Origin of the sequence: Guyparkeria halopsychrophila (assembly GCF_044582135.1) — a bacterium.
Classification (GTDB): domain Bacteria; phylum Pseudomonadota; class Gammaproteobacteria; order Halothiobacillales; family Halothiobacillaceae; genus Guyparkeria.
This window is the reverse complement of record NZ_JBDODP010000018.1, coordinates 1-14,780: the sequence shown is the minus strand read 5'-3', so window position 1 is coordinate 14,780 and position 14,780 is coordinate 1. Positions and strand designations below refer to the sequence as shown.

The following is a 14,780-nucleotide window of genomic DNA, read 5'->3' as shown; positions in this document are numbered from 1 at the left end:
GCCCGGCCGAGGCACTCGGCGACCAGGACCTCCTAGGTATATCAGCCTCGCCCCGCTTTTGCTAATCTTTGCGGCCACCCGCCTGTCTGTTCGAGCCATGTCTTGACGGCGTTGCCGCTTTCTTTTGCGTTTGCAACTCGGTCGATTCGGCTTTTGTGTTTATACTGCGCGCCCTTATTTCAATCCCTTGGACCGTTTTTTGTGATCGCCAATCTTCGTAATATCGCCATTATCGCCCACGTTGACCACGGCAAGACCACGCTGGTCGACCGCCTGTTGCAGCAATCCGGCACCCTCGATGCCCGCACCGACCACGGTGAGCGGATCATGGACTCCAACCAGATCGAGAAGGAGCGTGGCATCACGATCCTGGCCAAGAACACGGCGATCAAATGGCACTCTCCCAAGGGTGAGGACTGGCGCATCAACATCGTCGACACCCCCGGACACGCCGACTTCGGCGGCGAGGTCGAGCGGGTCATGTCGATGGTCGACTCGGTGCTGCTGCTGGTCGACGCGGTCGACGGGCCGATGCCGCAGACGCGCTTCGTGACCCAGAAGGCCTTCGAGCACGGGCTCAAGCCGATCGTGGTGATCAACAAGATCGATCGCCCGGGTGCGCGCCCGGACTGGGTCATCAACGAGGTGTTCGACCTGTTCGACCGCCTGGGTGCCAGTGACGATCAGCTCGATTTCCCGATCGTCTACGCCTCGGCGCTCAACGGCTACGCGGGTCTGAATGACGACGTCCGTGACGGCGACATGATCCCGCTGTTCGAGACGATCACCGAACGCGTCCCGGCCCCGGACGTTGACCCGGATGGCCCGTTCCAGATGCAGGTCTCCAGCCTCGACTACAACCCCTACGTGGGCGTCATCGGCATCGGCCGGATCAAGCGCGGCAAGGTCAGCACCAACACCACGATCAAGATCATCGGTCGTGAGGGCGAGGTGCGCAATGGTCGCATCTTGCAGATCATGGGCTTCCACGGTCTCGACCGGGTCGAGGTGGATTCGGCCCAGGCGGGCGATATCATCGCCTTCTCCGGCGTCGATCCGCTCTACATCTCCGATACGCTCTGCGACCCGGAGAATGTCGAGGCGCTGCCGCCGTTGACCGTCGATGAGCCAACCGTTTCCATGACCTTCCAGGTCAACACCTCGCCGTTCGCCGGTCGTGAAGGCAAGTTCCTGACCAGTCGCCAGATCCGCGAGCGGCTCGATCGCGAACTGGTACACAACGTCGCCCTGCGGGTCGAGCAAGGCGACGACCCGGACAAGTTCCGCGTCTCCGGCCGTGGCGAGCTGCACCTGTCGGTGTTGATCGAGAACATGCGCCGCGAAGGCTACGAGCTGGGCGTGTCGCGTCCCGAGGTCATCGTTCGCGAAGTCGACGGCGCCAAGCAGGAACCCTACGAGCAGCTGGTTGTCGATATCGAGGAGCAGCACCAGGGCGGCGTGATGGAGAAGATCGGCGAACGTCGCGGCGAAATGCGCAACATGGAACCCGACGGCCAGGGCCGGGTGCGCTTGGAGTTCATGATTCCGTCGCGCGGCCTGATCGGTTTCCGCACCGAGTTCCTGACCGCCACGCAGGGCAGTGGCCTGCTGTTCTCGGTCTTCGATCACTACGGTCCGTACCAGCCGGGCATGGTGGGGCAGCGCAACAACGGCGTGCTGATCGCCTCGGACACCGGCAAGGCGCTGGCCTATGCGCTGTTCAACCTGCAGGATCGCGGTCGCCTGATGATCGGTCACAGTGACGGGGTCTATGAAGGCCAGGTAGTGGGCATCCACGCCCGAGACAACGACCTGACCGTCAACGTGCTCAAGGGCAAGAAGCTGACCAACGTGCGGGCCGCAGGCACCGACGAGGCGCTGACGCTCAGCCCGCCGGAGCGCTATACCCTTGAGCAGGCGCTCGAGTTCATCGATGATGATGAGCTGGTCGAAGTCACGCCCGAGTCGATCCGCATCCGCAAGAAGTACCTGACCGAGAACGAGCGCAAGCGCGCTGGCCGCAAGGGCTGAATCTCGTCTCGGCGCCTTCATGGCGCCGGATCGTTTCGCCGCCACGGATTGCCACGGGCAGGAGTGGATGACGCATGTTTGACAATCTCTCCACGCGACTCGGCGGGTTGCTCGATGGCCTCAAGGGCCAGGGCCGCCTGACCGAGGACAACATCAAGGATGCCCTGCGTGAGGTGCGCATGGCGTTGCTCGAGGCCGACGTGGCCCTGCCGGTGGTGCGCGAGTTCATCAAGGACGTGCGCGAGCGGGCGGTGGGTGCCGAGGTGGCCAAGAGCCTCCAGCCGGGCCAGGTATTCGTCAAGATCGTCAACGACGAGCTGACTCGCCTGATGGGCTCGGAGAATGCCGAGCTCGATCTGGCGGCGCGTCCACCGGCGGTGATCCTGATGGCCGGCCTGCAGGGCGCGGGCAAGACGACCACCGCCGGCAAGCTCGGCCGTTGGCTGAAGAACAACCAGAAGAAAAAGGTGCTGGTCGTCTCCGCGGACGTGTATCGCCCGGCGGCGATCGACCAGCTCCAGACCGTGGCCAAGCAGGTCGGTGTCGACTTCTTCCCGTCTTCGAGTGACCAGGACCCGGTCGAGATCGCGAAGGCCGCCCGCAAGGAGGCCGAGCTCAAGTTCTACGACGTGCTGATCGTCGACACCGCCGGCCGCCTGCACGTCGACGAGGAGATGATGGGCGAGGTCGCCCGCATCCATGAGGCGGTCAACCCGATCGAGACGCTGTTCGTCGTCGACTCGATGACGGGTCAGGACGCAGCCAATACCGCCCAGGCCTTCCACGAGCAACTGCCGCTGACCGGCGTGATCCTGACCAAGGCCGACGGTGACGCCCGCGGCGGGGCGGCGCTGTCAGTGCGGCAGGTCACCGGCAAGCCGATCAAGTTTCTCGGCGTGGGCGAGAAGCTCGACGCACTCGAGCCGTTTCACCCGGATCGGATCGCCTCGCGCATCCTCGGCATGGGCGATGTCGTCTCGCTGGTCGAGCAGGCACAGGAAACCGTCGATGCCGACAAGGCCAAGGCCCTGGCCGACAAGGTGCGCTCGGGTAAGGGCTTCACGCTCGAAGACATGCGCGACCAATTCAGCCAGATGCTCAAGATGGGCGGGATGGGTGGTCTGATGGACAAGCTGCCCGGCATGGGCAAGCTTGGTGCCGATGCGAAGCAGAACATTGACGACAAGGACATCAAGCGCATGATCGCGATCATTGACTCGATGACGCCGGGCGAACGTCAGCGTCCTGACATCATCAAGGGCTCGCGCAAGCGCCGGATTGCGAACGGTTCGGGCATGCAGGTCCAAGACGTCAATCGTCTGCTTAAGCAGTATCGTGATATGCGCGACATGATGAAGAAGCTTTCGGGCGGCGGCATGAAGAAGATGATGCGCTCAATGAAGGGGCGCATGCCGGGCCTGCCGTTCTGACGACGTGCGGTGGAACCAAGCCGTTCGCTTTGGGCGTGCGGTCGGCTCCGGTATACTGTCCGGCTTTGACCGGACACCCGGCGAGAGTGGCGGAATTGGTAGACGCACTGGTTTTAGGTACCAGCGCCTGACGGCGTGAGAGTTCGAGTCTCTCCTCTCGCACCAGACCCGATAGGCGTCCCGCCGTCCGATGGCGGGACGAACGACATCCAGACATTTGTTTTTTTGAGGTATCGCATCCATGCAGGTTGAATTGCAGCCGGCCGAAGGCCTGACCCGTCGCCTGGCGATCGAGGTCCCCGCCAACGAGATCGACGAGCAGGTCGAGAAGCGTCTCAAGGACATGCGTGGTCGCGCCCGCATCGACGGCTTTCGCCCGGGCAAGGCGCCCTTGTCGGTCATCCGGATGCAGTACGCCGGGCGGGTCCGCGACGACGTCATCGGCGACGTCATGGGGCAGAACTTCCAGAAGGCCGTTGAGGAAAACGAGCTGCGCGTTGCCGGTCAGCCGAACATCGAGTCGATCGAGAACAACAAGGCCGGCGAGCCGCTGAAGTTCACCGCGGCCGTCGAGGTCTACCCGGAGATCGAGCTGGGTGATCTGTCCAAGCTCAAGGTCGAGACCGTGACCAGTGAAGTGGCCGACGAGGATGTCGACGAGATGATCGACACCCTGCGCAAGCAGAACGCGGACTGGAAGAAGGTTCGCCACAAGGCGCGCAAGGGCGAGAAGGTCACCATCAACTTCGTCGGCAAGATCGACGGCGAAGTCTTCGAGGGCGGCTCGGCCGAAGGCGTCGAGGTGGTCCTGGGCGAAGGGCAGATGCTGCCGGACTTCGAGAAGGGCCTGAAGGGCATCAAGCCGGGTGAGCCGGTCACCATCGAAGTGGCCTTCCCCGAGGAGTACCAGGCCGAGCATCTGGCCGGCAAGACCGCCGAGTTCGAGATCGAGGCGACCCAGGTCGAGGAGCAGGTGCTGCCTGAGGTTGACGACGAATTCGCCAAGAAATTCGGCGCCGACTCGGCCGACAAGCTGCGTGAAGACGTGCGCGACAACATGGAGCGCGAGCTCAAGCAGACGATGCGTCGTCGCAACAAGGACCGCACCATCGAGGCCCTGACCGAGTCGCTCGAGTTCGACGTGCCCTCGTCGCTGATCGACGACGAGTCGGTGTCGATGCGCGACCAGTTCGTTCGCAACCAGATGCCGGATGCCGATCCGAGCATGCTCGACGCCACGCTCTTTCGCGAGCAGGCTGAAAAGCGCGTGCGCATGGGCCTGGTGATCATGGAAGTGGTCAAGGCCGCCGACCTCAAGCCGGAAGACGAGCGCGTCGATGACTTCATCAACGAGATCGCTGCCGCCTACGATGAGCCCGAGCAGGTGGTGGCCCACTACAAGGGCGATCATCAGATGATGGGCAATGCCCGCACCGTGGTCCTTGAAGAACAGGCGGTCGAGCACATTCTTGGCAAGGCCAAGGTCAGCGAGAAGAAGGTTCCCTTCAAGGAACTGATGAATCCGCAGGGCTGAGGCCGACGCGGGCGCATCGTGAAGAGGTTCCCAAGCCGACCGGAATCTGGCCGCCCTCGAGGCGGCCGAACCGTTTATACCGAGGTGATGAATGAAAGAGGCGTTTGAAAGCCACAATGGCGGCCAACCGGAAATGAATGCCCTGGTGCCGATGGTCGTCGAGCAAAGCTCCCGGGGCGAGCGCGCCTACGACATCTTTTCGCGCCTGCTCAAGGAACGGGTGATCTTCATCGTCGGTCCGATCGAGGACCAGATGGCCAACCTGATCGTCGCCCAGCTGTTGTTCCTCGAGTCGGAGAACCCGGACAAGGACATCCACCTCTATATCAACTCGCCGGGTGGCGTGGTTACCGCCGGCATGGCGATCTACGACACCATGCAGTTCATCAAGCCGGACGTCTCGACCCTGTGCATCGGCCAGGCGGCCAGCATGGGTTCGTTCCTGCTTGCCGGTGGCGCGGAAGGCAAGCGCTATGCGCTGCCCAACTCGCGCATCATGATCCACCAGCCGCTGGGCGGCTTCCAGGGTCAGGCCTCGGATATCAAGATCCACGCCGAGGAGATCATCAAGCTGCGCGAGCGTCTCAACGGCATCCTGTCGCATCACACCGGTCAGAGCCTCGAGCAGCTCGAGCGTGATACCGATCGGGACAACTTCATGACGGCCGACCAGGCTTGCGACTACAATCTGGTCGACAAGGTGCTGACCAGCCGCCGAAAGGCCGGCAAGGCGGATTGACCAGACCAATCAAGGCCGTCTGCGACCGTTTACCGGCGGCGACCCCATTCAGTCGATCGGCCGACCCGCGTAGCGCTCGGCCGCACCGACCCACGAGGTTCGACGAGAACAGCCATGGCTGAGAAGACGAAAGACACGCAGGATCTGATCTGCTCGTTCTGCGGCAAGAGCCAGGACGAAGTCAAAAAACTGATCGCTGGCCCGAACATCTATATCTGCGACGAATGCGTCGAGCTGTGTAACGACATTCTGCGTGAAGAAGTGGAGGCCGAGGGCGAGAACGGCCCGGAGCGTCTGCCGACCCCGCATGAACTGGTCGCGGCACTCGACGAGTACGTTATCGGCCAGATGACGGCCAAGCGGGCGCTGGCGGTGGCGGTGTACAACCACTACAAGCGACTGAACCTGTTCGGTGAGCGTCGTCGCGATGCCGAGGATGGCGACGTCGAGTTGTCGAAATCGAACATCCTGCTGATCGGCCCGACCGGCTCGGGCAAGACCCTGCTGGCCCAGACACTGGCCCGCGTGCTGGACGTGCCCTTCACCATCGCCGATGCGACCACGCTCACCGAGGCGGGCTACGTCGGTGAGGACGTCGAGAACATCCTGCAAAAGCTCCTGCAGCGTTGTGACTATGACGTCGAGAAGGCCCAACACGGCATCATCTACATCGACGAGATCGACAAGATCACCCGCAAGTCGGAAAACCCGTCGATCACCCGCGATGTCTCCGGCGAGGGTGTGCAGCAGGCCTTGCTGAAGATGATCGAGGGCACGACCGCCTCGGTGCCGCCGCAGGGCGGGCGCAAGCACCCGCAGCAGGAGTTTGTCCAGATCGACACCAGCAACATGCTGTTCATCTGCGGCGGGGCGTTTTCCGGGCTCGAGCAGATCATTCGCCAGCGTGTCGAGAAGGGCGGCATCGGTTTCTCCGCCGAGGTGAAATCCGAGCTCGATCAGAAGGCCACCGACGAGCTGCTGACCCAGATCGAGTCGGAGGACCTGACCCGCTTTGGCCTGATTCCCGAGTTCATCGGGCGCCTGCCCGTGATCGCCACGCTCACGGAGCTCGACGAGGACGCGCTGATCCGCATCCTCACCGAGCCGAAGAACGCGTTGACCAAGCAGTACGAGCGCCTATTCGAGATGGAAGACGTCGAACTCGAATTCCGCGAGGATGCCCTGCGCGAGATCAGCAAGAAGGCCATCCTGCGGCGCACCGGCGCACGCGGCCTGCGTACCATCATGGAGCATATCCTGCTCGATACGATGTACGAGGTGCCGTCTCTCTCCAACGTGGAGAAGGTCGTGGTCGACGGCGCGGTGGTTCGAGCCGAATCCGAGCCCTACCTCGTCTACGGCAAGGGGCGTGATCAGTCTGACGAGACCGAAGAGACCGCCGCCGAGCATGACAAGGCCTCATCGGATCGCTGAAGCGGTTGGCGTCCCTGTCGCGATCTCCCGCACCCCGGCCTGTCCGGGGTGTTTTCGTGTGGGCGCCCGATTGAGCTAGCGCCGGGCGGTTTCCTGACAGAATGCGCTTGAAAAGCTATTCTCCGGTCATACGTCAAGGGAAACCCATTGATTCCCGGCCGCGCGTTTCGGCGCGGTCGGCCATCCGAATACATCGCCGTCACGGCGCCATAGGTATACCCCTTATATGAGTCACAGCGAAGAATCCTCTACCGTCATTTCGCGCTCGCCGCGTCAGGTCGACGTGCTGCCACTGCGCGATGTGGTCGTTTACCCGCACATGGTGATTCCGCTGTTCGTTGGGCGGCCGAAATCGGTGGCCGCACTCGACGAGGCGGTCAAGGGCAGCAAGCAGTTGCTGCTGGTCGCGCAGAAGGATGCCGAGAACGACGATCCGAGTGTCGGTGACTTGCACCGGGTGGGCACGCTCGCCTCGATCCTGCAGTTGCACAAGCTCCCCGATGGCACCATCAAGGTGCTGGTCGAGGGCATCGAGCGGGTGGAGCTCGACCGCGTGCACGAGCTCGACGGGCATCTGACCGCCGAGGTCCACTCGATCGAGCCCACGTCGGAGACCGACGAACGCGAGGTCGAACTCGAGTCGCGGGCGCTTCTCAATCAGTTCGAGAGTTACGTCAAACTCAACAAAAAGACCCCGCCCGAGGTGTTGACCTCGCTGTCGGGCATCGACGATGTCTCGCGTCTGGCCGACACCATCGCCGCGCACATGGCCTTAGGGCTGGAAGAGAAGCAGGCGATTCTCGAGACCATCGATCTGCATCAGCGCATCGAGCGCTTGATGATGCTGATCGAATCCGAGATCGACACGCTGCAGGTCGAGCGCCGCATCCGCGGTCGCGTCAAGCAGCAGATGGAGAAGAGCCAGCGCGAGTACTACCTCAACGAACAGATGAAGGCGATCCAGAAAGAGCTGGGCGACCTCGAGGATGGCGGCAACGAGCTCGACGATCTCGAGAACAAGATCGCGAAGGCCGGCATGACCAAGGAGGCGCGCGAGAAGGCGAAATCCGAGCTCAACAAGCTCAAAATGATGTCGCCCATGTCCGCCGAGGCCTCGGTGGTGCGCAGTTACCTCGACTGGATGGTCGCCGTGCCCTGGAAGAAGCGCACGCGCATCAAGCACGATCTCGACGCGGCCGAGGCGGTACTCGAGGCCGATCACTTCGGCCTGGAAAAGGTCAAGGAGCGGATCATCGAGTATCTCGCGGTCCAGATCCGCGTGCGCAAGATGGCCGGCCCGATCCTCTGCCTGGTCGGCCCCCCGGGCGTGGGTAAAACCTCGCTGGGTCAGTCGATCGCCAAGGCCACCAACCGCAAGTTCGGCCGGATCGCGCTGGGCGGCGTGCGTGACGACGCCGAGATCCGGGGTCACCGGCGCACCTACGTCGGCGCCTTGCCGGGGCGGATCGTGCAGGCCCTCTCGAAGGTCGGCACCAAGAACCCCCTGATCCTGCTCGACGAGATCGACAAGATGGCCTCCGACTTCCGTGGCGATCCGGCCGCGGCCATGCTCGAGGTACTCGACCCCGAGCAGAACAAGGCGTTTGCCGATCACTACATGGACGTCGACATCGACTTGTCCGAGGTAATGTTCGTCTGCACGGCGAACAGCTACAACATCCCGGGGCCGCTGCTCGACCGGATGGAAACCATCCGTATCGCCGGCTACACCGAGGACGAGAAGACCGAGATTGCCAGGCGCTATCTCCTGCCCAAGCAGATCAAGGCCAACGGCCTGGTGGACGGTGAGTTGACGGTCAGCGACAACGCCATCCGCGACATCATCCGCCACTACACCCGTGAGGCGGGCGTGCGCAACCTCGAGCGCGAGCTGGCCAAGATCTGTCGCAAAGTGGTGCGTGAGCTGATCACCGCCAAGAAGAAGGGGGTCTCGGTCACGCCGAAGAACCTCGACAAGTACCTCGGCGTGCAGCGTTTCGACTTCGGTCGGGCGGAGGAGACCGACCAGGTGGGCCAGGTGACGGGACTGGCCTGGACCGAGGTGGGCGGCGATCTGCTGACCATCGAGGCGACCACGGTGCCGGGCAAGGGCAACCTCAAGTACACCGGTAAGCTCGGTGAGGTGATGCAGGAGTCCATCCAGGCGGCGCTGACGGTCGTGCGCGCCCGTGCCGATACCCTGGGTATCGATCCGGACTTCAACCAGAAGAGCGACATCCACGTGCACGTGCCGGAAGGCGCGACGCCGAAAGATGGGCCATCGGCGGGCAGTGCGATGTGCACCGCGATCGTCTCGGCCCTGACCGGGATCCCGGTCAGGGCGTCGGTCGGCATGACCGGCGAGATCACCCTGCGCGGCGAAGTGCTGCCGATTGGCGGGCTCAAGGAAAAGCTGCTGGCAGCCCAGCGTGGCGGTATCGAGACCGTGTTGATTCCCGAGCAGAATCGCAAGGATCTCGTCGAAATTCCCGACCAGATCAAGAAGAAACTCGACATTCGGCCGGTTCGCTGGATCGACCAGGTGCTCGAGGCGGCGCTCGTGCGCATGCCGATGCCCAACGAGACCACGCCGCCGGGTGATGTGGGTCTGATCGAGAAAAAAAAGCGCAGCGGTAAGGGCAAGAACCTGGCTCACTGAGCCGGGGTGAGAGGCTCGGAATGCTAGCTGTCGCGCCAGAAAGCCGTCGCGCGGGCCATTTGCGTGTTGACACGCCGAAGGTCGCACTTGTATAACTGTTTTCGCTGTTTCCGTGCGGTGGCCAGCTGCGCCGCGACCTGACGCTGACGCGCGGTGAGCCGGAACCCGAACAGACACTTTTTTCACCAAGGGATGACAAGGTATGAACAAATCTGAACTGATCGATGCGATGGCCGACAACGCTGGCATTTCCAAGTCGGCGGCCGCGAGTGCCCTGGATGGCTTCATCGATGCCGTTGGTGGCGCGCTGAAGAAAGGCGATCAGGTTACGCTGGTAGGCTTTGGCACCTTCCTGGTTCGTGAGCGTGAGGCCCGGACTGGCCGCAACCCGCGTACCGGCGAGACGATCAACATCAAGGCCTCCAAGCTGCCGTCCTTCAAGGCAGGCAAGGGCCTCAAAGACGCGGTCAACTGATCGATCCGTACGGAATATAGGCGGGATGCGGGCCGGTATAACGGCCCGACACCCGACAAGAAGGGGCGGCAACGCCCCTTTCTTTTTGCCTGGCGCATGCGTGGGCAATGCCATGGGGTGATGCCCCCACCTGTAAACTTGCTGGTCTCCGGCCGACCGTTGGCCGGGCCGGTACAGGTCGAACAACCGTCCGATGGACGGCGGCACAAGTCGTCGGTGGCATGGGTTGGCGGCGTTGCCCCTGCTATCATGCGGCTCGATTTGCGCCGATCATCGTGCCGTCGGAGTGACGGCCGCGCTGCACACCACCAAGACAGACCCGAAGCGGGAGTGACGTAGACATGTTGATGGATATCCGCGAGAAGATTCGCGGCTGGCTGGCTTATGTAATCGTTGGTTTGATCAGCATCCCGTTCGCGTTGTGGGGTGTGGGCGAATACCTGGGCGGCGGCCGGGACACGCTGGTCGCCGAGGTCGAGGGTGAAGAGATCACCGCCCGTCAATTGGACCAGGCCTTTAGCGAGCGCCGTCAGCAGTTGATCGCACAGAGTGAGCGGCAGATCACCGCCGAGATGATCGAGCAGATGGGGCTCAAACGTCAGGTGCTCGACCAGATGATCAACGAGCGCCTCCTGGTCCAGTTCATCCGTGAACAGGGCTACGTGGTCCCCGACGGTCTGGTGGCCGCCACGATTCGCGGCATCTCCGCCTTCCAGCGCGACGGACAGTTCGATCGCGAGGCCTACGAACGCCGCCTCGGCCAGCAGGGCCTGTCGGTCGAACAGTTCGAGAACGACATCCGGCGTGATCTGCTGTTCAACACCCTCGACAATGCCCTGGTTGGCAGCGCCTTCGTCACCGCACCCGAAGTGCGTCAGCTGGTCGCCTTGCGTGACCAGTCGCGTGAGGTCGGACTGGTGCGTATCGACCGCGGGGCGGTCGCTGCCGGCATCGACAATCCCGACCAGACGACCCTAAAGGCCTACTACGACGACCGGGTCGAGGCCTTCCAGCGCCCCGAGCAGGTCAAATTGGCCTACATCGAAATCACGCCGGAAAAGCTCGCGGCCTCGCAGGAGATCAGTGACGCGGCCCTGCACTCGGCCTACGAGGACTATCGCGACCGTCAGGCCGACGAGGCCGTGCGTCGTGCCCGTCATATCCTGATCCAGCTACCCGGCGATGCCGATGCGGCCACGGTCGATAGCGCGCGTGAACGTCTGGAGACGGCGCGCGAGGCAATCGAGTCGGGCGAGGCCACCTTCGAGGAAAAGGCCACCGAGCTGTCGGACGATGGCAGCACCCGCGATAGCGGTGGCGATCTTGGCCGTGTGGGCGAAGGCGAGATTGCCGCATCCTTCGATCGCGCCGTCGCCGCACTGGGCGAGGGCGAGATCAGCGAGCCGGTGCGCACCCGCTTCGGTTGGCACCTGATCCAGGTCTACGAGGTCGGCCAGGCCGAGGTGCCGCCGCTGGAAGAGGCGCGGGGCGAGTTGATGGAGCAGCTCAAGCGGGAGGCCGCTGAAAGCACCTATTACGAAGCCGCCGAGCAGCTGGCCAGTGTCAGCTACGAGCAGCCCGACAGCTTGGTCCCGGCCGCCGAGGCCGTCGGTCTGGAGATCGAGACCAGTGACTGGATCAGCCGGAAAAGGGGTGACGGCATCGGCGAGCGTCGCGCTGTGCGCGAGGCCGCCTTCGAGGAGGCCGTGCTCGAGGAGCGTTTCAACAGCCAACTCGTCGAGCTCGACAACAGCCACGCCGTGGTCCTGCGTGTCGAGGAGCATCGTGAGGCCCAGCCGTTGCCGTTCGAGGACGTTCGCGACCAGGTCGTCGCGCAGTGGCGAGCCGAGCAGGTTGAGGCCGCCATCGCCGAGCTGGCCGAGGCGATTGAATCCGATCTGGCCGCGGGCAAAGAACCGGCCGAGCGTGTGGCCGAGGTCGATGCCGCCAGCTGGACCCCGGCGCAATGGGTTGGCCTTGGTGATGCCAATGACGAGATGCCCGCGGAAGCGCTCTCGGCGGCCTTTGGCCTGACCCCGCCCGGCGAGCAGGCGGTGAGCGCGGCGACCACCCAGCTATCCGATGGCGATACCGCCGTGGTGGTGCTCCGTGGCGTGCGTGCCGGTGAGCCGGCCGAACTGGATGCCGAGACCCGCAACCTCCTGGCCGGCCAGTTGGAGAGCAACCAGGCCAATCGCCTGATCGATGCCTTCATGCGCTCGTTGCGCGTCGAGGCAGACGTCGAGATTCGCGAGCGCGCTTTCGACTGACAGTGACGGTTCACGCCTGTCATGACAGCGACGGGCGAGAGGGAGTGATTGCATGGCCTTGCACTGGCAGATCCTGACCGCGCTGGCGGCGGCCTTCCTGGTCGGCGCCGTGTTCGGCACCGAGGCGGCCGGCATTCCCCTGCTCGGTATCTACGAGTTTGTCGGTGGCCTGTTCCTCGATGCGCTCAAGATGCTGATCGTGCCGCTGATCACCGCCTCGATCATCACCGGCGTGGCGAGCATCGGTAGTGCCGGCGGCGTCGGCGTCATGGCCGGCCGCACGGTCATCTATTACCTGTTCTCGACCACCCTGGCCGTCACCACGGCGCTGGTGATCATGAATCTGTTCCAGCCCGGGATGTCCGGTGGCCAGCCGTTGTCGGAAAGCGTCTCGCTGCCGGCGATCGGTGACGAGGTCAGCGGCCGGCTGGAGGGCAAGGAGCTGTCCGAGTTCTTCAACATCCTGCGCGACATGGTGCCGGCGAACATCGTCCAGGCCGGGGCGGAGGCGCAGATGCTGGGCCTGATCTTCTTCTCGGTCCTGTTCGGTATCGCGCTGACCCGTGCGACCTCGCCTGGCATGCAGACGGTCAAGGACTTCTGGGCCGGCGTGCAGGACGTGATGATCCAGATCACCCACTGGGTGATGAAAACCGCGCCCATCGGCGTGTTTGCGCTGGTGGCCGGAGTGATCGCGGAAAGCGGCGTGTCCGTGATTCTGCCCATGATCGATTTCTTCTTCGCCGTGATCATGGGGCTGGCGATCCACGCCCTGGTGGTGCTGCCACTGCTGCTCTGGCTGGTTGCGCGGCGTTCCCCAATCCGTTTCATGCGTGCGATCTGGCCGGCCCTGCTGGTTGCCTTCTCCACCTCCTCGTCGGCGGGCACCTTGCCTGTCACCCTGCAGTCGCTCACGCAACGGGCCGGCGTGTCGCGTGAAACCGCCTCATTCGTGCTGCCGCTGGGGGCGACCATCAACATGGACGGCACGGCGCTCTACGAGTGCGCCGCGGTGCTGTTCATCGCCCAGGCCTACGGCGTGGACCTCTCCTTGTCGATGCAGGTGCTGATCGTCGTCCTCGCCCTGGTGACCTCGATTGGCGTGGCGGCCGTGCCGTCGGCGAGCCTGGTCGCGATCGCCCTGATCCTCGGCGTGCTGGGCCTGCCGCTGGAGGCCATGGGGCTGTTGCTGGTGGTCGATCGGCTGCTGGACATGGTGCGCACCTCGGTGAACGTCTACAGCGATGCCACCGGCGCGGTAATCATCGCCCGGCTGCGCGGTGAAGATCGTGTCCTGATGGATACGCGCCCGCCGGGCGGCGAGATGGGCAACGACATGGGCGAGATGGCCCCGCGTGGTGAACGAGGCTGAGGCGTGCCGGCCAACGGGACGCGTTGAGGGACGACTCGCCCCCACAAAAGAAAGGCCCGCCGGTTCTGGCGGGCCTTTTTCGTTCGGCCGGACGGGCGCGCGCTCGTGGCCGACCGATATACCTTGTCAGTACGACAGGCTGTCGAGGTCGATGCTGTCGAAGTTGTGATCGTCGACTTCGACGCTTTCCTGGATATTCCAGAGGTTGTACTCGGGAATGGCCCACAGCAGGGCGAGGAACGCGACCACGAAGATGACCTGCCACCACTTGATGCGCTGGATCGGGTCGAGCTGCTTGACGCGACACGCACCGCCGGGACACAGCTGCGCCTTCTCGCCAGTGATCAGATTGTAGGCCGTGCAACCCAGGCAGATGCCGAAGGCCGACTCGAAGGCCAGGAACAGCAGACAGGCCGAGCAGCCGACCAGGTTCAACAGGCCGGTGTTGGCTTGGACGAATACCACCCAGATCATGAAGGCCGCGATGAGCAGGCCGATGGACCAGGCCACACGTTTCTGCGGTGCGCCGACGTATTCGACCTCCTGATTGCGGGAGATCAGGCGGCCCATGATCATGAACGGCGCGTACAGCGGATTGATCAGCACGCGAATGCCGAATTCGACCGTGAACGCCAGGATCAGCAGGCGTTCCCACATGAAATCGCCGCTGAGATAGCCCTGCGCGAAGGCAAAGCCGGCGAACAGCGCGAGCAAACCGGCCGCGGCGCGGGCTTCGCGCTCGTTGATGACCCGAACCGGGTATTCGTCGATCTGCTCACCAAAATGAAAGACCTTGCGGATGCCGGTATCCATGTTCCCTGTCTCCTCCAGTATGT

General features: G+C 63.5%; 10 protein-coding genes and 1 tRNA gene. 10 read left to right on the top strand and 1 reads right to left on the bottom strand.

The annotated features are described in order from the left end of the window. The first annotated feature begins 201 nt into the window (after positions 1 to 201). The 10 genes from typA to ABGV18_RS08740 all read left to right on the top strand — a co-directional run bounded on the left by typA (position 202) and on the right by ABGV18_RS08740 (position 13,944). Entirely contained in the window at positions 202 to 2,031 is a 1,830-nt protein-coding gene (gene typA / locus ABGV18_RS08785; RefSeq protein WP_396581424.1) for a translational GTPase TypA, read from the top strand. A 74-nt stretch (positions 2,032 to 2,105) separates the two neighbouring features. Next, positions 2,106 to 3,461 carry a signal recognition particle protein gene (gene ffh / locus ABGV18_RS08780; RefSeq protein WP_396585695.1) on the top strand — a complete coding sequence of 452 codons (1,356 nt, stop codon included), beginning with the start codon at positions 2,106 to 2,108 and terminating at the stop codon, positions 3,459 to 3,461. Between the two features lie 80 nt (positions 3,462 to 3,541). Continuing rightward, positions 3,542 to 3,626, top strand: a tRNA-Leu gene (locus tag ABGV18_RS08775). Positions 3,627 to 3,702: 76 nt separating this feature from the next. After that, positions 3,703 to 4,995, top strand: coding sequence for a trigger factor (tig, locus tag ABGV18_RS08770; protein ID WP_396585694.1), 1,293 nt, complete (start codon positions 3,703 to 3,705; stop codon positions 4,993 to 4,995). Between the two features lie 91 nt (positions 4,996 to 5,086). Beyond that, entirely contained in the window at positions 5,087 to 5,734 is a 648-nt protein-coding gene (clpP, locus tag ABGV18_RS08765; protein ID WP_396585693.1) for an ATP-dependent Clp endopeptidase proteolytic subunit ClpP, read from the top strand. 114 nt (positions 5,735 to 5,848) lie between these two features. Next, positions 5,849 to 7,168, top strand: a complete 1,320-nt coding sequence (clpX, locus tag ABGV18_RS08760; protein WP_396585692.1) for an ATP-dependent Clp protease ATP-binding subunit ClpX — start codon at positions 5,849 to 5,851, stop codon at positions 7,166 to 7,168. Between the two features lie 226 nt (positions 7,169 to 7,394). Continuing rightward, entirely contained in the window at positions 7,395 to 9,827 is a 2,433-nt protein-coding gene (gene lon, locus ABGV18_RS08755) for an endopeptidase La (protein WP_396585691.1), read from the top strand. A gap of 202 nt (positions 9,828 to 10,029) precedes the next feature. Next, a complete protein-coding gene (locus ABGV18_RS08750; protein ID WP_125197932.1) occupies positions 10,030 to 10,302 on the top strand; it encodes an HU family DNA-binding protein in 273 nt (90 codons plus the stop codon). A 341-nt stretch (positions 10,303 to 10,643) separates the two neighbouring features. Beyond that, positions 10,644 to 12,572, top strand: a complete 1,929-nt coding sequence (locus ABGV18_RS08745; RefSeq protein WP_396585690.1) for a SurA N-terminal domain-containing protein — start codon at positions 10,644 to 10,646, stop codon at positions 12,570 to 12,572. A 52-nt stretch (positions 12,573 to 12,624) separates the two neighbouring features. Beyond that, the gene (locus ABGV18_RS08740; RefSeq protein WP_396585689.1) at positions 12,625 to 13,944 is read left to right on the top strand and encodes a cation:dicarboxylate symporter family transporter; all 1,320 of its coding nucleotides are present in this window, start codon (positions 12,625 to 12,627) and stop codon (positions 13,942 to 13,944) included. A gap of 126 nt (positions 13,945 to 14,070) precedes the next feature. Here ABGV18_RS08740 and ABGV18_RS08735 read toward each other — a convergent pair. Further along, on the bottom strand, positions 14,071 to 14,780 hold a 710-nt coding region (locus tag ABGV18_RS08735; RefSeq protein ID WP_396585688.1), incomplete at its 5' end, for a DUF4395 domain-containing protein.